We start from the raw sequence: 24729 nt of genomic DNA, 5'->3' as shown, positions 1-24729 counted from the left end.
TGTAAAAGCTCCTCCTTCTTAGCTAGGATCAATCAGACTGACACGATCTCGGCCATCAAATTCAGTGACTTCAACAATGATTTCTTCGCTAGCACTTGTTGGAATATTTTTCCCAACATAGTCAGCACGAATGGGCAACTCGCGGTGACCGCGGTCAACCAACACAGCCAAGCTAACACGAGATGGACGGCCTAGGCTGATAAGATTTTCGATGGCTGCACGGATCGTGCGTCCTGTATATAAGACATCGTCAACCAAGATGACATCACGTCCAGTGATATCTACTGGTATATCAGTGGTGTCTTCCTTGACTTTAACATCATCACGGAAAGGTTTTGTGTCCAACTCTCCAACAGGAATATCCAAGCCTTCAAGCTGCTTGAGGCGTTCTTGGATACGACGAGCAATAAAAACACCGCGCGTCTTAATACCTGCCAGAACGATATTATCAAGATTCTTATTGCGCTCAATAATCTCATAAGTGATACGTGTAATGGCACGCTTCATGGTGACGTCATCAACGATTTCTTTTGTTTTCATAAAAGAACCTTTCTAAAATACAAAAAATCTCCTCTTTTTACAAGGAGATTGCACAAAATATGGGCACAGCCTGACAAACTGTACTCTTTTATCGTTCTCTCCTTGCCTGCCTCACGGGACAGTATTAAAGGATATATTTACTCCATTTATTATAACATACCGCCATGAATTTTCAAGCATTCTCAGTATTTTTATCAAATCTATCCGATACCTAAAAATTTGGTCAAAAGCGTCGTTAAGCCTAAGCTGTAAGCAAGTAAAGAAGCTGGTTTACCAAGAACGATAATGGTTGTAAATTGTTTGTAGGACATACTGGTAGTCCCTGCTAAATAACAGAGCATATCATCAGGTGCAATGGGGAAAAAGATGGCTAGAGAAAAATATTTGGCAAACTTACTGTCTGAGTTGGTATGTTTTTCGTAAGTCGCAAGCGTTTTAGGGCTAAAGAAGGCCTGCAAAATGGGACGACCAAATGTCTTAGCAATGTGAAAGCCAATCACAGAACCTACACAAATACTAATATAATTATAAACAAAGCCCCAGAAAGGTCCAAAAATAACCGTTCCAGCCAAAGTCGTCACCCCTCCTGGTAAAATGGGAATGGCAACCTCGACAATGTGCAAAACGACAAAGAAAAGCACCCCCCAATCGCCCCAAGCCTTAACCGCTGCCCGCAAGCGTTTAATATCTGTCAGATAGCCCTGCCAATAAAGATAAATAATAAAGGCAATCATACCAAGCATAATCAACCAAGACAAAGTACGAAGAAACAAACGCAGACGATTGAGCCGCTCCTCTGTTTTTAAAACGTTCACTGATTTCATACTCTCATTCTAACACTTTTTCTCAGCCAATTAATCCGTCTAAAGTCCTAATAGAGATCAAAATCTTAATCATTCAACCTTGATAATCTTTTACCCCCACCATACACATTCAACGAGCATTTTCAGACTAGATGAAGCCACTTGTCACTGTGCGACAGATATTTTCATCCCGACCAGGCTCATCACAATTTGTGGAAAGATTTTCAACTCAGATAAAGTTCGCTGCACCTTGTTAAAAGGCAGATTAGCATTGACAGCAAAAAAGGAAGAACTTACCTCCCTTTTGCCTACTTTATTAATTTTCTTGTCTTAATTGCTCCAGTGTCTCTTGAAAAATTGCTGGCACTGGGGCTGAGAAGGTCATGGTTTCACCTGTTTTAGGATGGGTGAAGCCTAGCGTTTGCGCATGCAAGAATTGTCCGTGACCTTTAAGGGTCTTGCGCGGTCCGTAAAGAGGATCTCCCGCTACGGGATGACCAATGTAGGCCATGTGCACACGAATTTGATGGGTGCGGCCTGTTTCCAAGGTAAGTTCCACCAGAGTGTAATCGCCAAAACGTTCCAGAACTTGGAAACGAGTCAGAGCTGGCTTGCCTTTAGCAGTAACTGCCTGCTTTTTACGGTCCTTATCAGAGCGACCAATAGGGGCCTCAATGACCCCGCGGTCATTGGGCAGGTTACCATGGACAATCGCCAAGTATTTACGAAGGGATTTTTTGTCCTTGAGCTCGGCAGCAAGAGCATTATGAGCCTTATCATTCTTGGCGATCATGAGGAGACCTGAAGTATCCTTGTCAATTCGATGAACAATGCCTGGTCGTACGACACCATTAATGCTAGACAAATCTTTGATGTGATACATGAGGGCATTGACCAGTGTTCCTGAACTATGACCAGCTGAAGGATGGACCACCATGCCTTGCGGCTTATTAACAACAGCAACGTCGTCATCTTGGTAAACAATATCCAAAGGGATATTTTCAGCCTGATATTCCAAGACCTCTTCTTCGGGCAATTCATAGCTAATCAGGTCATCTACTTGAACAGTGTATTTAGCTTTTTTAGCTTGGCCATTGACCAAAATCCTACCATTTTTGATAGCGTCATTGGCCTGACTGCGTGATAGGTCTGTCAAATCTGCAAGAGCCTTATCCAGACGATTGCCAGCTTCCTTAATTCTTAGTTCCATTCTTCTCTTCTTTCCATAAAGCAATCGTTAAGAGGACAACACCCACCGTCAGATAGGAATCAGCCATATTAAAAATCGCAAAATTCATAAAATCTAAGTGCACCATGTCCACGACATAGCCCAAGCGTAAACGGTCAATAAAGTTACCCAGTCCGCCTGTCATAACCAGCAAAAGCCCTGTCAGTAACCAAAGATCACCCTTGATATTTTTAATAAAATAATAAAGGGCAGAGCCAACAACAACGATGGTCATCAAACTAAAAAGCCACTGCTGGTTTTGTAGTATAGAAAAGGCTGCGCCATAATTACGCAAATAGGTTAAACTGAAAACGCCTGGAAGAAAAATCTTGACCTGACCAAGCTCTATATGGTTGACAATCCAGAATTTGGACAGCTGATCTAAAATAATCAAGAAGATACCAACTGTGGGAAGAATAACTTTTCTCATTTGATCTCCTTAGGGCTAAATTTAGCAAAGTAATCTTTCATGACCGAGACAAATTTGAGAGCACAAGATGTTAGATTCTTATCACGTCGTTTGACATAAACCATTTTATTGTCCAAATTGTCTTCTAAAGGGATAACGGTTATTCCATTAACACTGCGATTATCAAGGAAGCCCGAACCTGTCGCATAGGCATCTGTACGTTCCAAAATACCATTCAGGGTTGCACGATCGGTCACATTGTACATGAGCGAACTGTCAGTGGTATCTACAAAATTCTCAGAATAATAGAGGTATTCATCTTTTTCCTGAGTAAAACGAACCGTTGGTAGGTTGAGGAGATCATCCATCACCAAACTTTTCTTGACTGCCAGCGGATGCTCCTTGTTGATGTAAATATGAGTCTTGAAAGGAATCAATTCTACGTATTCGAGTCCTAATTTTTCCAGACGTTGCAAGAGTCCCTTGCGATTTTGGTTATTCATGTAGATGATACCAATCTCGCTGTCGCCCTGAGCCACTTCATCTAGGATTTGAATCGTCGTTGACTCAAAAATACGAAAATTTTTATAGTCAGGATGCGCCTTTGAAAAGGAGGTAATCAGAGGCGGCAAAAAATCGTAGTGCTGACTGGCGATGGAAAACTCGTTGTCAGCTGAGCCAGATTGCGAAAATTGCTTTTCAAAAGAATCAAAACTCTTTACTACTTCCAACGCCTTCTCATAAAAAGACATCCCTTGGCTAGTCAGAACAGTCCCCGTTGTTGTTCGGGTAAAAATTTGAAATTCTAGCTCAGCCTCTAAATCACGCACAGCCACAGATAGACTGGGTTGACTGACAAATAGCTTGGCGGCTGCTTCACGAAAAGTGCCACTATTGGCAATCGCCACCACATACCTTAATTGTTGTATATTCATTTGCTACTCTCTTTTTTTATTGCTTCTACTATTATACAAAAAAATCACACAACGCGCGTAATTTTCTTCTGATTAGCACTCAAAGAAAATAAATATAGACCAGGCAAGAAAGCACAGAAGGTTCAAAAGATTTGTGAGATCTTTTGAGTTTGGAAATAAAGAAAAAAGATGAAGTCAACTATGTATAGTTTTGGCTCTCAAAGAGTAGAGATATCACTTAAGGATTTGACTTGATTCCCTTCTTGGTCAAAATTAGTTGGCTCTAACCACTTCTCAAGTTTTACCTTGCTAAGCTGCCAATCCTCTTCAATCATGGACAGCCACAGAGTATCACGACTTCTTCCCTTGTAAACGGCATGACGACGAAAAAGTCCTTCATCTTTAAAACCTAGTCGTCTGGCTGCATTGGCTGAGGAACGATTGAGACTGTCGCATTTCCATTCGTAGCGGCGATAGCCTAGCTCCTCAAACACATATTTCATCAGCAAGTATTGCGCTTCCGTACCCGCCCTCGTTTTCTGTAAAGTCGGCGCATAGATAACGCGTCCCACTTCCACCGAACGATTCTGTGGATTAATAGCCATCAAAGAAAATGTTCCTAGAACCTTGTTTGATACTTTTTCACGGATGGCGAAAAAGTAAGGATTCTTAGATTTTTCATAATCCTTTAGACGCTGTTCAACAGCTTCCTTGCTGTCAAAGGGTTCATCATACATATAGGTCCAATCACTGGGTACAATAGATTTCCAGTAAAAATCGGCAATATCATCCAGATGCTCTTTCGCCTTGATATGTTCCAAGCAACAATACCGTCCCTCCAGAGTTTCAACATCAGGCATGGGACCAGCTATATAGTCAGTTAAAATCTGACCCACTTCTTGATGAAAGGTGTTAAATGGCATAGAATCCTCCAAATTTTTAACAGATTAACAATAAGAAAAAGCCTGTCAAAGCAGACTTTTCATCATTATTTTGCGATAGGGTAAACAGAAACTTGTCGTTTATCGCGTCCTTTACGTTCGAAACGTACAACACCTTCAACTTTAGCGAAAAGCGTATCATCTCCACCACGACCTACATTAGCTCCTGGGTAGATATGAGTTCCGCGTTGACGGTAAAGGATTGATCCACCTGTTACTGTTTGTCCATCAGCTGCTTTAGCACCAAGACGTTTAGCTTGTGAATCACGCCCATTAGAAGTTGAACCTCCACCTTTTTTGTGGGCAAAAAGTTGCAAGTTAGCAAGATTCATTTTTAACATAATGTTGTTTCCTCTTTTCAATTAGTTTATGATGACCTCGGTTGAAACAAACTCTACGGAATTCTCAGCCAAATTAGTCATCGCGAGAAGAAAGCTTTCAAACAATAGCTGCGCTTTCTCATCCGTGTTATGAGCTACATGGGAAATATCAATTTTCATGTAGCCGCCGTCAATGTCATCTATCTCTAAATCTGCTTGACAATTTGCTAAAATCTCTAAGGAATTAACAAGGCTAATAGATAAAGCCGAAACTGCCGCGCAGACGACGTCAAAGCCATACTCACCACTACCAGCATGTCCAGTCAGTACAACACTTTCCAGAATGCTACTCTTTTGACGAGTAAACGTTGCTTTAATCATTGAATCTAGAAATTATGCGTTGATAGCGTTGATAACAACTTTTGTATAAGGTTGACGGTGACCTTGTTTACGGTGGCTACCTTTTTTAGGTTTGTATTTGAAAGTAACAACTTTCTTTTGTTTTCCTTGCTTTTCAACAGTTCCAACAACAGTAGCTCCTTCAACAACTGGAGTACCAACTTTAGTTGTTTCTCCACCGACAAGAACAACTTCGTTAAATGTAACTTCTGCTCCAGCTTCAGCATCAAGTTTTTCAACGTAGATTGCTTGACCTACTTCAACTTTAACTTGCTTTCCGCCAGTTTTAATGATTGCGTATGTGCTCATTATGCACCTCCTATAAGATTTTAGTTTGAGGAAATCCTCGTGTGAAGACTCGCCTAGTGCCGTGGGGACAAACCCTCTTAATAACAGCAGTCGTGCGGTTGCACAGGATGTGCATTTAGTCAACGTTCATATTTTAACATGATAAAGTGATTAAATCAAGGAATATGCTATGTTTTTTTAGCAATATTACGTTTTCATTCTGCTTTTTTCTCAAATGAAATAGCAATTAAGCCTAGCACCGCTTTTTTCATTAATTTTTCCACTACTTGAATGTCAAGTGAGGCATCTGTTGCCATGGCTTGATACACTTCTTTTCCTTCATGATAATAATAATCCGTGATATTAAAGCCGTTCTTTTCATAAAAAGCAACTCGTTTAACACGTTGATGATAATTTTCAGCAGTTTTATCTAATGGTTCCATGGCAAGAATAATCGGACGTTTTCCTGCTAAATTTCTAATGTCTTGTAAAATGGCAGAGCCATAGCCACGTGAACGAATATTTGGATTAACCGCAAGAAAGAAAAGATAGATAACTTCTTCATTCTCCAACAAATACACTAAACCAACAAAGTCATCCTTATCATAGTAGGCATAAAAATTCGCTAAACGCCGATAAGCATTCAAAACTAATGGAAAATAGGGTAACCGTTCTACTGCTGGAAAAGCAGTTAGGTATAATTTTTTAACATCTTCATAACTCTTTGAAAATAGGTTAACTTTTTGACGACTTAATCCCATTGTAAATTCACCAATTCATTCATTTCTTGGTAGGCAGTATCCACTTTTTCTTGCATAGTTGAATCAAGAATATCACGATACTTTCCACCTTCAATAAAATCTTCCAAAACAAGCGTTCGATAATCGCGGCATTCATATCCTTCTTGAGCATATTTTCCATTTGCCCAAGACCAAACCATAGTTGGGTGAGCTTTGACCGTTTTAATAATGGTCTTCTTACCAGTCTTTTCAAAAGTCACGTCCATAAGCAGACCACGTTCTGTCCAAATGTCCTCCACCGTTTCCAAACGCTGATTGGAGATGAAATTTCCCATAGAGTAAATGATAAACTTCTTCTGCCCCTCTTTTTCAACAATCTCTGATGGCTCAATCACATGAGGGTGACCGCCCAAAATAACGTCCGCACCCCAGTCAATCATCTTATGGTAGAGGGTGACCTGTTCTGTTGTTGGCTCAAGCTGGTATTCGATACCCATCTGTGGCATGACAATAGTAACATCAGCCTTTTTCTCTGCTTCTTCAATCTCAGCTTTCATCTTATATTTATTTAAATCCGACAAATGTGCCTCATAAGCCGCTTGGCTGAGACTAGCTTCTTGTCCATTATAGCCATAAGCATAACCTAAAATAGCAATTTTAATGCCATTAACCTCCTTGATAAGAAAATCTTCCTCAGCACGATTTTTCTTGTAAACACCAATCGTGTCGATTCCCAAGCCATTAAAGGTCTTAACGGTATTCAAAGCGCCTGAAAGTTGTGAATCCAAGATATGATTGTGAGCCAGATCCACAACATCATAGCCTGTATCCTTGATGGCCTGAGCAATCTCAGCTGGCGCATTAAAGAGGGGATAACCTGCCAAAGGAAAATCTGAACTAATGGTACCCTCGTAATCACCAATAGCCAGATCTGCTCCCTCTATCCAAGGCTTGACATATTGGAAATAAGGTGCAAAATCATAACCGCCATCTTCTTTCCGAGCACTGGCATAGAGAATATCGTGAATCAATATATCGCCATTAGCCACTACGCGAGCTGTTCGCTTTTGAGATTTAGCAACCTTTACGCTAGTTCCCTGTGAAGAGTAATCTCCTAAAAAGCCAAAATCATGAAGAGTGCCTAGCAGCAAAGACAATAAAATTATAATCAAACAAATTAAACTCACTCTAGGGTATGTTATCTTTCTCATCATTTGTACCTCCACTACTATTATAACATTTAATGAGAACAGAGAATAATCTTTCAAGTAATATTACTAACAGACATTTTTAAAGCATATAGAATAGTCGAATATGTAAAAAAATCTAGGAGCTCTGATTACTCAGCTCCTAGATTTTTGAATATAAATTCAAATATAATTAGGGAAAATGTTAAAGATTAACTGACTTGATAGCCGCTTCAACTGCTGATTTTTCACTTTCAATCAGAGAAACGCGAGCAGCAATCTCTTTGATTCCCATAGCAATATTACGGCTAATAGCCATATCATCAAGTTGAGGTTCAAAGAAAGCCTTGTATTCTGCCAATCTTTCTGCTGTCTTAAAGACATTTGCAGGATAAATGACGAACTTGTCAAAACTCATATCTCCACCAAGGATAGATTTGATCCAAGCCCAGTTTTCACGCGCCCAAGTCCAAAACTGACCTTGAGTGAATGATTTATTCAAAAATGGATAGTACCAGCTCATGGCCAAGTCTTGAGGCTTAACTATATCCTTATTCTTCAATTCAGCTAATAAACGTTCAACAGTTGCTTCGGAATTTGTATTGGAAAGAGCAGCTGCCAGTTGTCGGCGGAAATTGCCGTCATTGGTTTTAACATAGGCTCTTAAATAAAGATCAACCAAATCTGGACTTTCAGCGTGTTTAACTTGATTTGACAAAATAGACTGACGAATTGAAGCTGGAATTCCTTCAATATCTTCATTGTGTGCTTCAAAAATTTGATTGGCTTTTGCGATAGCATCTGCATTGTCTGCATACAAAACTGCACTAATAGTTGATTGGCGAACCAATTCATCCTCGTCAGATTCACCAGCCACTGGTTCAAAACCAAGTCTAGCATAATTAGCTTGGAAAATCTTAGCCAACAAAGCTTTGAACTCAACTTCTGTCTCAGAATGCTCATCAACAAAGCGCATTAGGCCAGAAGTTACTTGATTAATTGCTGAAACAACAAGATAAGACGTCTCTTCCGTCAATCCAGCGATAACTGGCACTAGATCAGCATAGGAAATTTCTCTACTTTCAGCAAGTAAACGACGTTCTTGGATAACCTGCAGTTTAGAGGTTGCATCAAGATTAACCAAGTCAGCTAGGATAGCATCAAGCAAACCACCTTTATAGTTTGTGATATAGTGAGCTGTATTTTCAGTATTAAAACGAAGCGCCCCTTGATTTTGCTCAGCCAATTGACTAAAATTTGGAATTTCCAATCGTTCTCCAACTAGGGTATCAGGGATACCTGCCCAATTACTGTTCAAAGGAACTGGCCAAATGCGTCCTTTTGATTCATTTTCACCAATAAAGAACTGCTTCTGACTGATGATTAAAGTATCGTCAACTACTTCTGCTGAAACCATCGGATAACCAGGCTGTTCAAGCCAAGCATCCATAAAGCCAGCAACATCCTTACCAGAAGTTTCCGTTAGAGCATTCCAGAGGTCACGACCAATCGTATTGCTATACTGGTGTTTTTCAAAATAAAGCTTCAATCCAGCTCGGAAGTCACTGTCCCCTAGCCAGCGACGAAGCATATGCATCAAACGACTACCTTTAGCGTAGACAATAGCAGGATCAAAAAGCGTATTGATTTCGTCGGGATGGTTGACTGCCACGTGAACAGACTGAACACCATCAGTTGCATCACGTCCAAGCGCCAACGGAACTCCCGTTGTTTGGAAATCTTCAAAAATATGCCAACTTGGCTCAATAGCATCGACAGATACATATTCCATCATGTTAGCAAAACTTTCATTAAGCCATAAATCATCCCACCATTTCATGGTTACCAGATTTCCAAACCATTGGTGAGCAATTTCATGAGCCACTACAAGCGCTACATTTTGACGACTCTTAACAGTCGAATTGTCATCAACAAGCAAGTAAACTTCACGATAGGTAACCAATCCCCAATTTTCCATTGCACCTGCGGAAAAATCCGGTAAGGCGACATGATAGGAGTGGGGAATAGGGTATTTTACGCCAAAATAATCTTCGTAAAAGTTAATCACACGTACTGCAATATCCAGAGCAAAGTCCATTGATTTAACAGGATGAGCTTTGGTTGCAAAAATACCCACTTCAGTACCATTTTGAGTTGTGGCTGTTTTTCCTTGTAAATCACCCAAGGCAAAAGCCAATAGATAAGATGACATGCGTGGAGTTGTCGCAAAAGTCCATAAGCCAGTTTCTTGACGACGCTCTGCATCAACCTCTGGCATATTAGAAAGAACAACTTCGCCATCTTCTTGGTCAAATTTGACGCTTAAATCAAAAGTTGCTTTAGCTTCTGGTTCGTCAACACTTGGAAAAGCTTCGCGAGCAAAATGGCTTTCAAACTGTGTTGAAATAACCTCTTTCTTCTGACCGTCAACAGTGTAGTAAGACGGATAAATACCTGTCATATTGTCTGTAATGTGACCAGAAAATTCCAAAACAAGAGTCATGCTCCCCGTTTCAGGTAAATCAATATGAATAGCTTCATTAGCATCATCTGTTTTAAAAGTGAGCTCTTGATTGTCCAAAAGAACAGAGATAATCTCCAAATCTTTTTGGTGTAAAGAAATCTTATTATCAAAAGCCTCACCACTGATAGCAACATTACCAGTAAATGTCTTTTCTTGACGATTGATATCGAGGAAAAGATTGTAATTCTCAGGTGCGAACTTTTCTACAAAATGTTCTACAGTTTTCATATAGCTCCTTTAAACTAATTAGTTTATTCAAACTATGTTATTATATCATAATTCAATAATTTTACCAGTTTTGAGGTAAACGATCCATTCACAAATGTTTCTTGCATAGTCACCGATGCGTTCAAGATACATGAGAACTTGGAAATATTCCTTCCCAGCAAAGACTGCATCCGGTCGCTTACGGATTTCCTCAACGGCATAATTTTGAATATCAACAAAATACTGGTCAATGATCTCATCTGAGGCCGCAATTTCATACGCTTTTCCTTCATCGGAATTAATATAGGCATTAAGAGCATCTTCAACCATGCGTTTAACAGCCTTGCCCATCTCACTGATTTGTTTCTCAACTTCTGGAATGCGTTCTTCACCTTTCATACGAATAGTTGCTTTTGCAATTGAGGAAGCATGATCCCCCATTCGCTCAACATCGCTTGAAGCCTTCAAGACGGTAATAACAGTACGTAAATCTTGAGAAACAGGCTGTTGCAATGCGATGATTTCTAGTGATTTTTTTTCGAGTTTTGCTTCAAAAGTATTGACCACTTCATCGTCTTCAATAACTTCCTTGGCCAATTCACGATCGTGACTGACAAAAGCACGAACCGTTTTGTTAATCTGACCTAGCACTTCTGTTCCCATTGAGTAGAACTGGTTGTGCAATTTATCTAATTCTTCTTCAAATTTCGTTCTTAACATATCGGACTCCTATCCAAATTTACCTGTAATATAATCTTCTGTCTCTTTATGCTGCGGGTTGAGGAACATTTCTTTGGTCTTACCATATTCAATCAAATCACCATCTAAGAAAAATCCAGTTCGATTAGAAATGCGCGACGCTTGCTGCATCGAACGCGTCACAATAATCATTGTATATTTTTCTTTCAGACCATAAAGTGTATCTTCAATTTTACCTGCTGAGATAGGATCTAAAGCTGAAGTTGGCTCATCCAGTAAGATAACTTTAGGACTTGTCGCCAAAACGCGGGCTATGCAAACGCGCTGTTGCTGACCGCCAGATAATCCGATTGCTGAATCATGTAAACGATCTTTAACCTCATCCCAAATTGAGGCACCTTTTAAAGAACTCTCAACAGCTTCCTCTAAAATAGCTTTATCCTTAATTCCTTTCAGACGTAAGCCGTAGACAACATTCTCATAGATTGTCATCGGGAAAGGATTAGGTTGTTGAAAAACCATACCAATTTCCTTACGCAAATCAACCGTGTCAGTTCGTGGACTATAAATATTATGGCCATTGTAATTGATGGCTCCTGTCAAGGTAATTTCTGGATTAAGATCATTCATACGATTGATGGAACGCAAGAGAGTTGATTTTCCCGACCCTGACGGACCAATCAAGGCCGTAATTTCATTTGGATAAAAATCAATAGAAACGTTTTTAAGCGCCTTTTTCTTGCCGTAATATACAGACAAGTCTTTGACTTGTAAAATAGGTTCTGTCATTACTTATCCTTTCTAACCAAAGTGACCTGAAACATAGTCGCTGGTTGATTGCAATTTGGCATTTTGGAAAATATTATTGGTCTTATCATACTCAATTAAGTCACCTAAGTAGAAAAATGCCGTGTAGTCACTTGCGCGAGCAGCTTGTTGCATATTGTGTGTAACAATGATAATTGAATAATTTTTCTTAAGTTCGAACATAGTCTCTTCTAGCTGCATAGTTGCGATTGGGTCAAGGGCAGACGCTGGCTCATCCATGAGAAGAATATCAGGTTTAACAGCGATGGCTCTAGCAATACAAAGACGTTGTTGTTGACCACCTGATAAGGTGAAAGCTGATTTATGCAAGTCATCTTTAACTTGATTCCAAAGCGCTGCTTGCTTCAAAGAAGTCTCAACGATTTCATCCAAAAACTCTTTATCTTTAACGCCCGCACGTTCATAGGCAAAGGTAATATTTTTGTAGATAGATTTAGCAAATGGATTAGGCCGTTGAAAAACCATGCCAATATGCTTACGCATTTCATAAACATTGATATTTGACGCATTGACATCAATGCCTTCGTACAAAATTTGACCAGTAACTTTGGCAATATCAATGGTGTCATTCATGCGGTTAAGACTCCGTAGAAAAGTTGACTTTCCGCAACCCGATGGACCAATCAGAGCAGTAATTTTATTTTTTTTAAATTGCATATCAATCCCTTTGATAGCCTCTTTTTGTCCATAATAAACATGAAGGTCTTTGGTAGCCAGAGCTAAATTATCTTCGGGGAAAGTAATGATATGCCTTTCATTCCAATTATATTCAGTCATTAACTTATCTCCTTTATGACGCTGATGTCATTTTTTGATGGATTTTCTTGCCGAGGTAGCGAGCAGACAGGTTGAAAATTAGAATAAAAATCAAGAGTACTGCTGCACTTCCTTGAGAAACTTGAGTGGCATCAGGAATAGTTCCTTCACTGTTGACCTTCCAAATATGAACAGCCAATGTTTCAGCTTGACGAAAAATAGAAACTGGGCTGGTAACACTAAGCGGATTCCAATTGCCCCAATCTAAGGATGGTGCTGACTGCCCAGCTGTATAGATAAGCGCTGCAGCCTCGCCAAAAATACGACCAGAAGTTAAGACAATCCCTGTAACAATCCCTGGTAATGCTTCGGGAATAACTACATGAATCACTGTTTCCCAGCGTGAAATACCGAGGGCAAGCCCTGCCTCACGCTGCGTATGGTGAACTTGACGAAGGCTGTCTTCCACCGTACGTGTCATTTGCGGCAAGTTAAAGACCGTTAACGCCAATGCTCCTGAGATAATAGAGAAACCGTATTGGAATTGGACAACAAAAATCAAATATCCAAAAAGTCCAACAACGACTGATGGCAGTGATGATAAAATCTCAATACAGGTTCGAATAAAATTGGTCACACGACCTTTTTTAGCATATTCGGATAGGTAAATACCTGCGCCCATTGACAGCGGAACTGATATAATCAAAGTGATAATCAGCAAGAAGAGTGAATTGTATAGCTGGATACCAATCCCTCCACCAGCTTCATAAGATGAGGAGCGACCAGTCAAGAAATGCCAGTTAATGTGCGGCAACCCCTTGACTAAAATGAAAAGTAACAAGGAGGCCAAAATAGCAATGATAATCCCCGCAATGGTATAGAGAATACCTGTTGCTAATTTATCAATTTTTTTAGCGTGCATAGTTTTTCTTCCCTTTCTCTCTTGTTATAAATCTCATCAGCATGTTGAAAGCTAAACTCATAACAAGCAAAACTAAAGCCAATGACCAGAGAACATTATTTTGGACGGTTCCCATGACAGTATTTCCAATCCCCATGGTTAGAACAGAAGTCAACGTTGCAGCTGGTGTTGTCAGTGATGTTGGTATAACAGCAGAGTTCCCAACGACCATCTGAATAGCCAACGCTTCACCAAAAGCACGTGCCATGCCAAAGACAACTGCGGTAAAAATACCAGGTTTAGCTGCATTTAAGATAACACGCCAGATTGTTTGCCAGCGAGTGGCCCCCATAGCAAGACTGGCTTCCTTGTAATGACGAGGCACAGCACGCAGGCTGTCAACTGTCATGAAGGTAACCGTCGGCAAAATCATAACAAAAAGGACAAAAACCCCTGACAAGATACCAAAACCAGTACCTCCAAAGATGGAACGGACAAATGGTACAACGACTTGGAGACCAATAAATCCATATACAACAGATGGAATGCCGACCAGCAATTCGACCGTTGGCTGCAAAATCTTAGCACCATATTTCGGTGAAATTTCTGTCATAAAGACGGCAGCTCCAATAGCAAAAGGTGTTGCAATAATAGCCGAAAGAATGGTTACGATAAACGAGCCCAGAATCATTGGCAAGGCTCCTAGAAGTGGTTTACCATCCGCTCCTTTTACAGTTGGCTGCCATTCGGTCCCAAAAAGGAATTTCAAGGGATTGATTTTATCAACGAAGAACGTTGACAAACCTTTTTGAGCAACAAAGAGCAAAATCATTGCAACAATGAAGACAATTAAACCTAAGCAAATGAATGTGATAGTTTTACCAAATTTCTCCAACCGCGAATTTTTTGACGGTGAAGTCAATTGTTTTGCGAGTTCTTGTTTAGTCATGATAGCTCCTTTATTTAGTTGTGACCGTACCATCGGCACTTTTTACAACTTTCATATCATTGATTGAAATATATCCCATCCCAGCAACAACTCCATTTTGAACCTCATCACTCATCATATAGTCCAGAAATTCTTTGGTTAGACCAGTTACTTCTCCCTTGGTGTACATATGTTCGTAAGACCAGAGTGGCCAATTATTTGTTGTCACATTCTTAACAGTTGGTTTATATCCATTTAGTTGCAACGTCTTAACTGAATTATCTACATAAGCAAACGCCAAATAAGAGATGGCGCCAGGTGTCTGCGATACGATAGATTTGACCATTCCATTTGAATCTTGTTCTTGGCTTTGTTTAGCACTTTTGCCATCCATGACAACGGCATCAAAAGTTGCTCGAGAACCTGAGCTAGCGGCGCGATTAATAATTGAAATATCCAAGTCTTGACCACCTAACTGTTTCCAGTTAGTGTATTCACCAGTGAAAATCTTTTGCAGTTGGTCGATGGTCAAGTTAGAGACTTTTACTTTTTTATTAGTAATAACTGCCAACCCTGCAACAGCGACCTGATGATCAACTAGTTTGCTAGCATCAATTCCGTCCTTTTCTTCGGCAAACAAATCGCTATTACCAATTTGAACCGCACCAGACTGAACTTGAGACAGACCTGTTCCTGAACCACCACCTTGAACATTGACAATCTTACCAACATTGTTATGTCCAAATTCATCTGCAGCTGCTTCTACAAGTGGCTGCAAGGCTGTCGAGCCAACACTGGTAATGGATTGTCCCTTATCAATCCACTTAGCACAGGCCGTCAGTGGCAGGCAAAGGAAGATTAGACAAGTAAGCAAAAAAACTTTTTGTTTCTTTTTCATTTTTCTTTTTCCTATTCATTTTTGAAAATAAAAGTAAAATTTGAAAACCTTACTTTCAAATAGTAACACATCATTTATTAAATTGAAAAGCCTTTTTCTTCTAATTGATTTTAAAATGTATTCAATAACAGTTAAGGATTAAAACGAAGCCCCTTAGGAAAGTAATTTTTCAAAGTATTTCCAACAACCTTGGCAAACCCTATGCCGTTACCGTTTACCAGCACTTGATACCAGCCATTTGGCACCGACTCTGTCAGAGGAACTACATTTCCCGAGACATATAGTTTAAACTGTTCTATATCAATTTCCAGCGATTGTTCTATATCATCGCTAGTCAAAGCCAGACCAAGCGCAAATGAAGGTTCAAAGCGCTTCTTTTTGAAAGTCCCTAAATGGAGGCCATTCCTAGCAATTTTTAATTTGGACAAATCTGGCAAATCATTTGGGAGCAAGTAAAGTTGATCACCAAAAGTTTGCAAAAGACCATCTAACTGAATTTTCAAATGTTTGCTAGCAAAATCCTGCCACAATCCCAATTGTTCCTTGGTTAGATTGGATTTACCAGATTTAACTTTGATATCTTTTCTCAATCGCTTATCTTTCAACTTAGCCACAAATTGACCTTCACCCTTGAAATGATGTGGGTACATTCTGGCGACTTCTGGCATATTTATTCCTTCTACCATGCCATTGATTTTAGGAATATCAATTAGTTCTAGATCATCAAACTCTTCTAAGAGCCACTGGATAACTTCTTCGTTTTCCTCAGGTGCCCATGTGCAAGTCGAATAGACCAAGATTCCACCAGGCGCTAACATTTTCATCGCATCTAGTAAAATTTCCCTTTGCAGCGCAGCGCACTTAGCTGGATAGTCCCGCTCCCAATACTGAATAGCTGCAGGATCCTTTCTGAACATTCCTTCTCCGGAGCAAGGGGCATCAAAAATGATTAGATCAAAATAATTTTTGAAAACCTTAGCCAGTCGATCAGCACTCTCATTGGTCACAACAACGTTACGTGCCCCAAAGCGTTCAATATTCTCTACCAAAATCTTGCTACGTTTATTTGAAATTTCATTGCTGACGAGGACGCCAGTGTTGGATAAATAGCTGAGCAGATGAGTCGATTTTCCTCCCGGTGCAGCAGCCAAGTCCAGTACCTTCATACCTTTTTCGGGCTTAGCTGCTTGTGCAACCATCTGAGCCGCAGGCTCTTGTGAATAAACAAGACCTGAGACATGCTCTGCTGATTTTCCAGAAACTTTGCCATAATATCCCCATATCGTATTAGGAATGGGGGTCGGGAAACTGTGCTGCACTTTTTTCAGTGGATTAATACGAAAACCTGCAACAGCCTCTTGATCAAAGCTAATCAAAAAATCTTCAGCTTCAGAGCCTAGTATCTGATGGTACTTGTCTGTAAATTTTTCAGGTAATAACATATCTCTATTATACTATATCTTTTCTTGCATAGGCAGCTAAAAAACCTAAATTGAGCCCTCAAATTAGGTTTTTGTGACTTATGAGCTCCTTAATGGACAAATTTTTGAATCTCTGCTAACTTGATCCTTGGAACAAACATGACCATTTGACGCGTCTTAAAATCAGGTTTAGCCCCTTCAAGCGTCAATAAAGTGTAACCAAGCTTCTCTCCCATGACTAAGGCGGCAGCATAATCCCAAGGTTGAATATAAGAAAAATATCCTAAGAGATGACCAGACAGCACATGTGACATACTAATGCCAGCTCCGCCATAAACCCTAACCCCCAAGGTCTGGGCTGCTAAATCGCGAATACCGTGCACATTATCAGAACTCATGGCAAAGTTAGCCCCAATCAGAGAGCGATTAAAAGGGCGGTCTTTGTAGATCGGTAATCGTTTATTATTCGCATAAACATCAAACTGACCACCACCATGGTAAAGCACATCGTTCATGACATCATAAATCAAACCGAACTGACCGATGCCATCTTCAAAATAAGCGATCATCACCGCAAAATTATCACCTTGTACGATAAAGTTAACCGTTCCGTCAATAGGATCCAAAACCCAGACCTTGCCTTGGTCAATTGGATGACGGACGCCATTTTCTTCTGCCATAACCTTGTCATCTGGACAGGTGGCCTGAATCTGAGCAATGAGAAAATCTTGCGTACTCTTGTCCAGATTAGTCACTAAGTCATCAAAACGTGTCTTTTCCTCAATTTCCAGATGTTTAGCCATTTCTGACTTGATGAGTTGACCAGCTTGACGAATGATTTTTTGTGCAAAAAGATATTTATTTTCCAAGAGAAATGAATCCTTTCCCCTTTTTTTTAGCAGCCTGAACGGCACGATATGTTGAATAACCACTACTTTTCTCAAATTCACGATCAATTTGCTTTTCTTGGGACTTGCTTGTGACGACGCTTTTGAAAATAACGTAGCTATCCAAAAGACTTTTGACAGAAGCTTTGGTCTCATAAGCGTTTTCAACTTGATTCAAAAAATGAAGCACTGAAGAAATCTCATCAGTGCTCCAAGTCAAATCAAGTGGATAAGAGTAATTCTTAGGCATTGGTCCCCTCAATTTCTGCTCTTATAGTAGCTTGTCTCAGCTCCTGCTTGCGATAATCACGCGACAAGAAAGCACGAATTTCATCTTCGTTAAATCCGATCTGCATTCTCTTTTTGTCCAAAATAATAGGACGTCGCAAAAGCGTTGGGTTTTCTGAAATGAGCTGAATTAACTCAGAAATAGATAATTCGTCGACATCTATATTTAGTTTTTGAAAAACTTTTGAACGGGTCGAAATAATATCCTCAGTTCCGTTTTCAGTAAATGACAGGATAGCCATTAACTCCTCGGTAGTCAGAGGACTTGTAATAATATTGTGTTCTTGAAAAGCAACATCGTGTTTAGTAAACCAAGCACGCGCTTTTCGACAGCTGGTACAGCTGGGAGATAAAAATAAGGTAATCATGTGTTGGCCTCTTATCAAACAAACTTACTCTTATTATACAAAAAATTACTAGTTTTGGCTATCCTTTTTCCAATTTAAAGCGATGGATTTGTCACTTTTCAATTGAGCCACTAGATCATCAATCCCGTTAAATTTGACCATATCACGGATTTTATCAAGCCAAATGATTTCAATTGATTCACCATAAATGTCGCCTTCAAAGGCAAATATATTAGCTTCCAAACGTAAATCAGTCCCGCCAAAGGTAACATTTTTTCCGATTGACGTCATGGCTCGGTAGCGCTTCCCATCAACAAGTACGTCTGAAACATAAACACCATCAGCAGGTAAAAAAGTGCGGTCAATCGGCGCTAGATTAGCCGTTGGAAAACCAATAGTTCGCCCACGCGCATCACCATGTACGACAATACCACGCGTGCTAAAATTGTAACCTAATAAACGATTAACTTCTTTAATATTGCCATCAAAAATCAACTGACGAATCCGTGTTGAACTAATTTTTTCACCATTATCTTGAACTTCTGGCACAACGACAACGTCACCATTGAATTGCTGCGCTAAATCAGTAACGTCTTTACGGTCGTGTCCAAATTTATAATCAAATCCGACAACAATTGTCTTGGCACTCAGACTATCAATATAATATTTGATAAAATCATCTGAACTTGTTTTGGAAAAAGTTGTTGTAAAATCAGCCAGATAAAGCCTGTCTACGCCATATTCCGCAAACTTCGCATAACGTTTTTCTGGGTAGGTAAGGTGCAAAAGTAAATCTGGCGTGAATTTGACAAAGGCAAGGCGAGGAGACTCCTTAAAAGTAAGAACAACCACTTGCAAATTGTCCCGATCAGCTATTTCCTTAGCCTTATCAAATAAGGCCTTGTGGCCTCGGTGGAGGCCATCAAAATAGCCCAAAACCAAAACACTGTCCTGACTGACTTTGATATCCTTGTAATTTTTTATTTCTTGTATTTCCATCTAGTACCTATATTCTAATTATAAAAGAACCTTACGAGGCTTGTATTCTTGATCTCTTTTTTCCAAAATGGCAACTAACTTATTTGCGTCAAAGCCCGCTAACAAAGATTCATCACTGTCTAAAGTCACTCGACGCCCGAATGAAATTTCTCTGACCTGTTCTTGAGTCAGCTCAGCTTTTGGTAAATCCAAAACACCATATTCAATTGGAAGCATAAACGTCCAGTCGTTCTGGGCAACTTTTTCAGCAATCTCTGCTAGAGTCAAAGCATTTTCTAACTCCAAGCCTGCTGATGCTGTTCGCGCCAAAAATGACATGTGACTAGCATAGCCCAATTTAGCTCCCAAATCAACAGCCAAGGTTCTAACATAAGTTCCCTTGCTGCAAGCCACTCGAAAATTAAAGCGGCAGCAGCCATCAAAAAAAGTCAAATCACTGGTTCGTTTGAAGCTAAAAATTGTCACTTGACGCTCAGGACGTTCAACTTCTTGACCTACACGTGCATACTCATAAAGTTTCTTGCCATTAACCTTAACTGCCGAATACATTGGCGGAATCTGAATGATATTTCCCACAAAAGATTCCATGGCCTGATCAATAGCTTGCGCTGTTACTTGATTTTCATTGACAACAGTCTGTTCAATCATTTCACCACTAGCATCCTCAGTTGTCGTTGAAAAGCCAAGAGTTACTTGTCCTTCATAAACTTTACCGGCCTCTGTCATGTACTCAATGACACGGGTGGCTTTCCCAACAGCAATGGGCAAGACTCCGACTACATCAGGGTCAAGTGTCCCACCATGACCAATTTTCTTTTCTTTTAAAACCTTACGTAATTTAAAAACTGCATCATGGCTGGTCATTCCAGCCTCTTTTTTTAAGTTTATAATACCACTAATCATAAATTTTATTATACCTGTTTTCAACCTAAAAAGACAAGAATAAAAACTCCACTAAGGAGCATTTATTAGATATCACGATTAAAGTCACTGTCCAATTCAAAGAATGGTTTGATGTCCTGAACATATTCGAGCACACCTTGAAATTCACCGTTTTCATCACGAACAGCAGCGTAGGTGACATGGACAAATTTGCCGAGTTTTTCTGACTTGAACCACATCACAACTTTATCTCGTTCGCCAGAGCGCAAAAGCGTAAAAATTTTCTTGACTTTATCCAAAACTTTCGGTGGATGACAAAGCTCAACATGGCGTCCAATCTGACTTGGTGTCCGTTTAAAAATCATTTCATCTGGTGCTTTGCTATCGTTGTAATATTGGAAAATATCATCTTTATTGACGAAAGTGATTTCTAATGGTAAATGATTGAGAATAAGATTAGCTTGCTCAACGGATAGATAACCGTTACCGAATGATTGTTGACTCGTACGGTCAAAACTTTGATTTTCCTTTTTGGGTGTAAAGCTAATGGTGAACTGCCCTTCTGGCGTATCAATGACTTTGGTCAATTGATTATCAGTTATTGAATTTTCTTGACTATCTTCTGTTTGTTTTGTCGAATGCGCAAGGTCTTGTTTTGTATCCCAAAAATTTTCACGATGCGGTTGCCATTTAGCTGTTGGTTTAACAATTGCATAGCCATAAGCATCACTTTCTTCGGCAATCGACAGCCAATCATCTTGAGTTAATGTTTCCAATAAAATCATCAAGAGAATAGCTTCTTCCTTGAAAATCATTTCTTCGAATTCTTTTGCGAATGCTTCAAAGGCTAAAGAGACTTCCTCAATTGTTAGGTCAGGTAACTGCTCCACAGCAGCTTGCGCTTTTTCAAAAAGCGATCTAATATCATCATCAACACCCCACATGACTTTTGGCGGTGCATCATGCCCATATCGTTCCATAACTGGGAAAAAGAGGTTTTCTTTACGATTATAATGATTCTGGAATTGCCCTAAAAGACTCATCTGATGCTTCAATCCACGAATCAAATCTGGACGAAATTCCTCGTTTTCAGCCTTTTCATAATTTTCGATAATACGACGAATGCGTAACATGGCAGCACGTAAAGTAAGATTTTCTTGTTTAAAAACATAGACTGGATGCCCTTCTTGCTCCGCATCTGGCACATCAACATCTGAGATAGCACCTTTAAAAAGATTAGCATGAACATTACACAGGCTCATGACATCCTCAAAAGTAATGCCAGTATCAGTCCCCATTAGCTCATGTTCCATCATTGAGATTTCCAGGGCTGACACACCTGCAAAATGCTGATCAAAATCCTCTTGAACAGACTTAGCATCAGCGCCATGATGCAAACGTAACAGAATATCTTTTAGTATTTCGATACGATTTTCAGTCATAACTGCCTCCAATCACTTCATAACCATTAAATTCAAGTGTTCGTTGAATTTTTTTAAGTGAAATATTAGCTAACTTTGCACCAGCTTTTAGAGACGTTACTTTCCCAACTGTGTTTAGCAGGGCAGGTTTTGACAATGGCTTAAACCCCAAATCTACCAAAATCTCTTTCACTTCTGGGTGTTCCTTAATCGTCTCAGCGACTGGCTTCGATAAATCTATACTATTGTTCATAATAATTACCTCAATATTTGATAGCTTTATTATAACACATCAGAAAAGTGACAATGATTTTGAAACTATTAACAAATTAACATTATTTTAGATAGAGAGAATAACCACGACTAGCTTGCTTGAAACCATAATTTTCATAAAAACGATGAGCTATTTGCCGTTCTAAAGTATCCCCACTATTTAGCGCTAAAGCGTGAATATTTTCAGACAGTGCACGATTTTTGACAGCATCTGTCAAGGCTGTCGCAACACCTTTACGGCGATAGTTTTGTAATACTACCAGAATAAGAATACGATAGTAGGCGCCGTCATTTTCAAAAAATAACATTTTAGCATAACCAATCATCCCAATGATTTCATTGTCATCAACTGCGACTAAAAGATGGTAATCAGGATGAGAAAGAACTGTTTTTAATCGTCTAACCAATTCAGCTTCCTTGACAGGATAGCCAAGTTCAGCATAAAGAGGGGATAACTTTTCAATATCTAATAGTTGAGCAGGTCTAATAATCATTTTCAGTCCTCACACATTTCAGGAAAAGAAACAACACCACATTGAAAGGTCCTATTCTTCTTTTAACGCTTCAAATTTGGCACGCATGGTTGGATTTTTTCGTGTTAATTTTTTGACGGAAACATCGTCTAATTTATTGTTAGCAAGGCGGAGCTGATTTTCACTAGTTGTCAAAAAGCGCTTGACTTCTTCCATGCGGCGGATTGATTTATCAATTTCATCAATGGCTTTTTTGAAGTTATTACTTGCTGAAGTATAGTTCTTAGCAAAAGCGTTTTTGAAGGTTTCAAGGTCATCTTCAAAGTGTGTGATGTCAATATTTTGTTCACGTACCAAAGCTAACTCTTGCTTATATTTGAGTGAGTTGAGCGCAGCATTTCGCAAAATACCAATCAATTGAATGAATAACTGTGGACGGACAACGTACATTTTTTCATACTCATGACTAACATCAACAATACCAGTATTGAAGTAATCATTGTCTGCCTCTAGCATGGTTACTAAAACGGCATACTCACAATTTTTCTCGCGACGGTCTTTGTCTAATTCTTTATAGAAATCTCTATTTTTGTGCTTCGTTTTTGTTTCATCAGCTTCATTTTTCATCTCAAACATGATGGATAGTATTTCAATACCATTTTCGTCCGTTTCACGATAAATGAAATCCCCTTTTGAACCACGGCTTGACACTTCATTGTCTTTACCGAAAGTGGCATTTGGAAAAGCGTAAGCACGAACCTTGTTAAACTCCGTTTCAGCATAGACTTCTAAGCTTTCTCCGATAGCTTTTGTCGATTGTTGCGCTTTGAAATTTTTGTAAAATTCCACCTGCTCGTTAGCCGCTTTTAGTTGTGCTTCATAGTCACTCTTGACAGAAGCTAAGAATAATTCTGCCTCTTTTTCTTGAATAGCTAATTTTGATTTGGCATCATCACGTTCTTTTTCAACAGCCGCAACGGCTTCAATTAGACTGTTTTTATTTTCAAGAGATAAACGTTCCAGTTGATTTTGAACCTCAACTAATTCCTTATCTTTCTTAGATAACGCTTGATTTAGTTCTAGTTCTTTTACGGAAGTTAGATTTTCCAATTGCGATTTCAACTCAGTAATTTCTTGCTCTTTTTGACTTAAAAGGCGTTGGTTTTCTAAGGCTAGTGTCTGTTTTAGCTGTTCCAGCTGCGTGGTTAAGTCGCTGATTTCTTTATCTTTAGCGCTAGCTTGAGTTTGCAAATCGTTTTTTGATTTTTCTTCTAGCAATGCCTTTTCTTTTTCAAGACGGTCGTGGATTTCTTTGTCAAACTCATTGCTACGAACTTGTGCTAAAAGCTGACTGTATTCCGTTTCATTGATTGTAAAAACAGTTCCGCAATGCGGGCATTTAATATTATTCATAAATTCCTCATTTGAATCTTCTAATGCTACCATTATAGCAAAAAAAGCCTAGAAATGCTGCAATGTCATTAAGTTAAAGAACTTATGACAGTACCACTATCCAAAAGGAAGGCATTCTCCAAGAAATCTTTACGCGCTTTATCAACTTTAACTTCAGTAAATGGATAACTTCACAGGTTGCCATTAAAAAATCAAAGACTAAATGGTGCTATCAGATTTGTTTTTCAGACGTAGCCTATACTTGTCTAACATTCATGAGAAGAGAACTGACTTCCTTATTCCAAATGATAATCCCTGTAAAAGTCAACTTTGAGTCGAATCAAACGTTCTAAATCCTGAAAAATCTGAAATAAGATAGCCCTCATTTCAAACTCTTCACGACTCTTAGGCAGTTCTCTCTGACGAAATTGCTTTAGCACCTCTTCAATCTGTTCAATCAAAGCAAAACCAGAATTTTTCTCACTCAGTTGCAAAGCCGTTTTCCTAAATAAATCAGCTAAAATAAGACTTTCATCACTTTCTAACTGACAACGATTGATATTAGTTGCCATTTGTCTGAGCAAACGACTCTGCGATTGCCGCATTTCGAAATAGTGAACTTGATAATTAGTCTGATGAAAGAGGTGATTTTTCTGATCAAGATAGACCAAGTCCAAAGCCCAATGTCATTAAGTTAACTAACCTATCACGTTTTGTGGTAGGTTAGTTTTTTATGTTACACTAAAAATAAAAGGGGAAAAATCATGCTAGACCAGATTAAAGCTCATTTACTTGATAGTATTAACGACATCGTTTCCACCGCAAACCAGTTTGTG

The 24729-nt window shown here is 39.3% G+C and carries 28 protein-coding genes, 2 pseudogenes and 1 other annotated feature; of the genes and pseudogenes, 1 reads left to right on the top strand and 29 read right to left on the bottom strand.

The genetic code is table 11. The annotated features are described in order from the left end of the window. Nucleotides 1-18: 18 nt before the first annotated feature. The 28 genes from pyrR to A3GS_RS0106610 all read right to left on the bottom strand — a co-directional run bounded on the left by pyrR (nucleotide 19) and on the right by A3GS_RS0106610 (nucleotide 23914). Nucleotides 19-540: a bifunctional pyr operon transcriptional regulator/uracil phosphoribosyltransferase PyrR gene (gene pyrR / locus A3GS_RS0106745; RefSeq protein ID WP_018364663.1), complete on the bottom strand. Its 522-nt coding sequence runs from the start codon at nucleotides 538-540 to the stop codon at nucleotides 19-21. Nucleotides 541-740: 200 nt separating this feature from the next. Continuing rightward, nucleotides 741-1313, bottom strand: a complete 573-nt coding sequence (locus tag A3GS_RS0106740; protein ID WP_026216310.1) for a TVP38/TMEM64 family protein — start codon at nucleotides 1311-1313, stop codon at nucleotides 741-743. Nucleotides 1314-1659: 346 nt separating this feature from the next. Beyond that, nucleotides 1660-2553, bottom strand: coding sequence for an RluA family pseudouridine synthase (locus tag A3GS_RS0106735; RefSeq protein ID WP_018364661.1), 894 nt, complete (start codon nucleotides 2551-2553; stop codon nucleotides 1660-1662). Next, a complete protein-coding gene (gene lspA / locus A3GS_RS0106730) occupies nucleotides 2537-3001 on the bottom strand; it encodes a signal peptidase II (RefSeq protein WP_018364660.1) in 465 nt (154 codons plus the stop codon). The genes A3GS_RS0106735 and lspA overlap by 17 nt, the downstream gene beginning before the upstream one ends. Beyond that, nucleotides 2998-3915, bottom strand: a complete 918-nt coding sequence (locus tag A3GS_RS0106725) for a LysR family transcriptional regulator (protein ID WP_018364659.1) — start codon at nucleotides 3913-3915, stop codon at nucleotides 2998-3000. The genes lspA and A3GS_RS0106725 overlap by 4 nt, the downstream gene beginning before the upstream one ends. A 197-nt stretch (nucleotides 3916-4112) precedes the next feature. Further along, complete coding sequence (locus tag A3GS_RS0106720) at nucleotides 4113-4817, bottom strand: GNAT family N-acetyltransferase (RefSeq protein ID WP_018364658.1); 705 nt, start codon at nucleotides 4815-4817, stop codon at nucleotides 4113-4115. 65 nt (nucleotides 4818-4882) lie between these two features. Next, entirely contained in the window at nucleotides 4883-5176 is a 294-nt protein-coding gene (gene rpmA / locus A3GS_RS0106715; protein ID WP_018364657.1) for a 50S ribosomal protein L27, read from the bottom strand. Between the two features lie 21 nt (nucleotides 5177-5197). Next, nucleotides 5198-5536, bottom strand: coding sequence for a ribosomal-processing cysteine protease Prp (locus A3GS_RS0106710; protein ID WP_018364656.1), 339 nt, complete (start codon nucleotides 5534-5536; stop codon nucleotides 5198-5200). Between the two features lie 12 nt (nucleotides 5537-5548). After that, nucleotides 5549-5863, bottom strand: coding sequence for a 50S ribosomal protein L21 (rplU, locus tag A3GS_RS0106705; RefSeq protein WP_018364655.1), 315 nt, complete (start codon nucleotides 5861-5863; stop codon nucleotides 5549-5551). Nucleotides 5864-5898: 35 nt separating this feature from the next. Next, nucleotides 5899-5973: a sequence feature (ribosomal protein L21 leader region), on the bottom strand. An 84-nt stretch (nucleotides 5974-6057) separates the two neighbouring features. Further along, on the bottom strand, nucleotides 6058-6603 hold the full coding sequence (locus A3GS_RS0106700; protein WP_018364654.1) for a GNAT family N-acetyltransferase: 546 nt from the start codon (nucleotides 6601-6603) through the stop codon (nucleotides 6058-6060). Beyond that, complete coding sequence (locus tag A3GS_RS0106695; protein WP_420805165.1) at nucleotides 6594-7793, bottom strand: CapA family protein; 1200 nt, start codon at nucleotides 7791-7793, stop codon at nucleotides 6594-6596. The genes A3GS_RS0106700 and A3GS_RS0106695 overlap by 10 nt, the downstream gene beginning before the upstream one ends. A gap of 181 nt (nucleotides 7794-7974) precedes the next feature. Next, entirely contained in the window at nucleotides 7975-10521 is a 2547-nt protein-coding gene (locus A3GS_RS0106690) for a M1 family metallopeptidase (RefSeq protein ID WP_018364652.1), read from the bottom strand. 45 nt (nucleotides 10522-10566) lie between these two features. Beyond that, complete coding sequence (phoU, locus tag A3GS_RS0106685; RefSeq protein ID WP_018364651.1) at nucleotides 10567-11220, bottom strand: phosphate signaling complex protein PhoU; 654 nt, start codon at nucleotides 11218-11220, stop codon at nucleotides 10567-10569. Between the two features lie 9 nt (nucleotides 11221-11229). Continuing rightward, nucleotides 11230-11988 carry a phosphate ABC transporter ATP-binding protein PstB gene (pstB, locus tag A3GS_RS0106680; RefSeq protein WP_018364650.1) on the bottom strand — a complete coding sequence of 253 codons (759 nt, stop codon included), beginning with the start codon at nucleotides 11986-11988 and terminating at the stop codon, nucleotides 11230-11232. 12 nt (nucleotides 11989-12000) lie between these two features. Further along, nucleotides 12001-12804 carry a phosphate ABC transporter ATP-binding protein PstB gene (gene pstB / locus A3GS_RS0106675; RefSeq protein ID WP_018364649.1) on the bottom strand — a complete coding sequence of 268 codons (804 nt, stop codon included), beginning with the start codon at nucleotides 12802-12804 and terminating at the stop codon, nucleotides 12001-12003. A gap of 13 nt (nucleotides 12805-12817) precedes the next feature. Then, the gene (gene pstA, locus A3GS_RS0106670) at nucleotides 12818-13705 is read right to left on the bottom strand and encodes a phosphate ABC transporter permease PstA (RefSeq protein WP_018364648.1); all 888 of its coding nucleotides are present in this window, start codon (nucleotides 13703-13705) and stop codon (nucleotides 12818-12820) included. After that, nucleotides 13695-14633 carry a phosphate ABC transporter permease subunit PstC gene (gene pstC, locus A3GS_RS0106665; RefSeq protein WP_018364647.1) on the bottom strand — a complete coding sequence of 313 codons (939 nt, stop codon included), beginning with the start codon at nucleotides 14631-14633 and terminating at the stop codon, nucleotides 13695-13697. The genes pstA and pstC overlap by 11 nt, the downstream gene beginning before the upstream one ends. 10 nt (nucleotides 14634-14643) lie before the next feature. After that, on the bottom strand, nucleotides 14644-15510 hold the full coding sequence (locus A3GS_RS0106660; RefSeq protein ID WP_018364646.1) for a phosphate ABC transporter substrate-binding protein PstS family protein: 867 nt from the start codon (nucleotides 15508-15510) through the stop codon (nucleotides 14644-14646). 131 nt (nucleotides 15511-15641) lie between these two features. Further along, nucleotides 15642-16952, bottom strand: a complete 1311-nt coding sequence (locus A3GS_RS0106655) for an RsmF rRNA methyltransferase first C-terminal domain-containing protein (protein WP_018364645.1) — start codon at nucleotides 16950-16952, stop codon at nucleotides 15642-15644. Between the two features lie 89 nt (nucleotides 16953-17041). Then, nucleotides 17042-17800: an inositol monophosphatase family protein gene (locus A3GS_RS0106650; protein ID WP_018364644.1), complete on the bottom strand. Its 759-nt coding sequence runs from the start codon at nucleotides 17798-17800 to the stop codon at nucleotides 17042-17044. Beyond that, complete coding sequence (locus tag A3GS_RS0106645) at nucleotides 17790-18068, bottom strand: UPF0223 family protein (protein WP_018364643.1); 279 nt, start codon at nucleotides 18066-18068, stop codon at nucleotides 17790-17792. The genes A3GS_RS0106650 and A3GS_RS0106645 overlap by 11 nt, the downstream gene beginning before the upstream one ends. Then, on the bottom strand, nucleotides 18061-18474 hold the full coding sequence (locus A3GS_RS0106640) for a Spx/MgsR family RNA polymerase-binding regulatory protein (protein WP_026216308.1): 414 nt from the start codon (nucleotides 18472-18474) through the stop codon (nucleotides 18061-18063). The genes A3GS_RS0106645 and A3GS_RS0106640 overlap by 8 nt, the downstream gene beginning before the upstream one ends. A 48-nt stretch (nucleotides 18475-18522) precedes the next feature. After that, entirely contained in the window at nucleotides 18523-19452 is a 930-nt protein-coding gene (locus tag A3GS_RS0106635) for a bifunctional riboflavin kinase/FAD synthetase (protein WP_018364641.1), read from the bottom strand. 18 nt (nucleotides 19453-19470) lie between these two features. Next, the gene (gene truB, locus A3GS_RS0106630; protein ID WP_026216307.1) at nucleotides 19471-20355 is read right to left on the bottom strand and encodes a tRNA pseudouridine(55) synthase TruB; all 885 of its coding nucleotides are present in this window, start codon (nucleotides 20353-20355) and stop codon (nucleotides 19471-19473) included. Between the two features lie 65 nt (nucleotides 20356-20420). Continuing rightward, nucleotides 20421-21776, bottom strand: a complete 1356-nt coding sequence (locus A3GS_RS0106625) for a DUF438 domain-containing protein (RefSeq protein WP_018364639.1) — start codon at nucleotides 21774-21776, stop codon at nucleotides 20421-20423. Then, a complete protein-coding gene (locus A3GS_RS0106620) occupies nucleotides 21769-22008 on the bottom strand; it encodes a DUF1858 domain-containing protein (RefSeq protein WP_018364638.1) in 240 nt (79 codons plus the stop codon). The genes A3GS_RS0106625 and A3GS_RS0106620 overlap by 8 nt, the downstream gene beginning before the upstream one ends. Nucleotides 22009-22090: 82 nt before the next feature. Further along, on the bottom strand, nucleotides 22091-22522 hold the full coding sequence (locus A3GS_RS0106615; RefSeq protein WP_018364637.1) for a GNAT family N-acetyltransferase: 432 nt from the start codon (nucleotides 22520-22522) through the stop codon (nucleotides 22091-22093). Between the two features lie 51 nt (nucleotides 22523-22573). Further along, nucleotides 22574-23914, bottom strand: coding sequence for a DUF2130 domain-containing protein (locus tag A3GS_RS0106610; protein ID WP_018364636.1), 1341 nt, complete (start codon nucleotides 23912-23914; stop codon nucleotides 22574-22576). 101 nt (nucleotides 23915-24015) lie between these two features. On the opposite strand from A3GS_RS0106610, the pseudogene A3GS_RS13050 reads away from it, so the two are divergent. Beyond that, a pseudogene (locus tag A3GS_RS13050) lies at nucleotides 24016-24201 on the top strand (IS4 family transposase); the annotation flags it as partial. Here A3GS_RS13050 and A3GS_RS0106605 read toward each other — a convergent pair. Then, nucleotides 24190-24573: pseudogene (locus tag A3GS_RS0106605) on the bottom strand (aromatic acid exporter family protein); the annotation flags it as partial. The pseudogenes A3GS_RS13050 and A3GS_RS0106605 sit on opposite strands and share 12 nt — an antisense overlap. Nucleotides 24574-24729 lie beyond the last annotated feature (156 nt).

This window comes from Streptococcus caballi DSM 19004, assembly GCF_000379985.1.
GTDB lineage: Bacteria > Bacillota > Bacilli > Lactobacillales > Streptococcaceae > Streptococcus > Streptococcus caballi.
The sequence above is the reverse complement of the archived record's forward strand: the minus strand, read 5'-3'. Positions and strand labels throughout refer to the sequence as shown.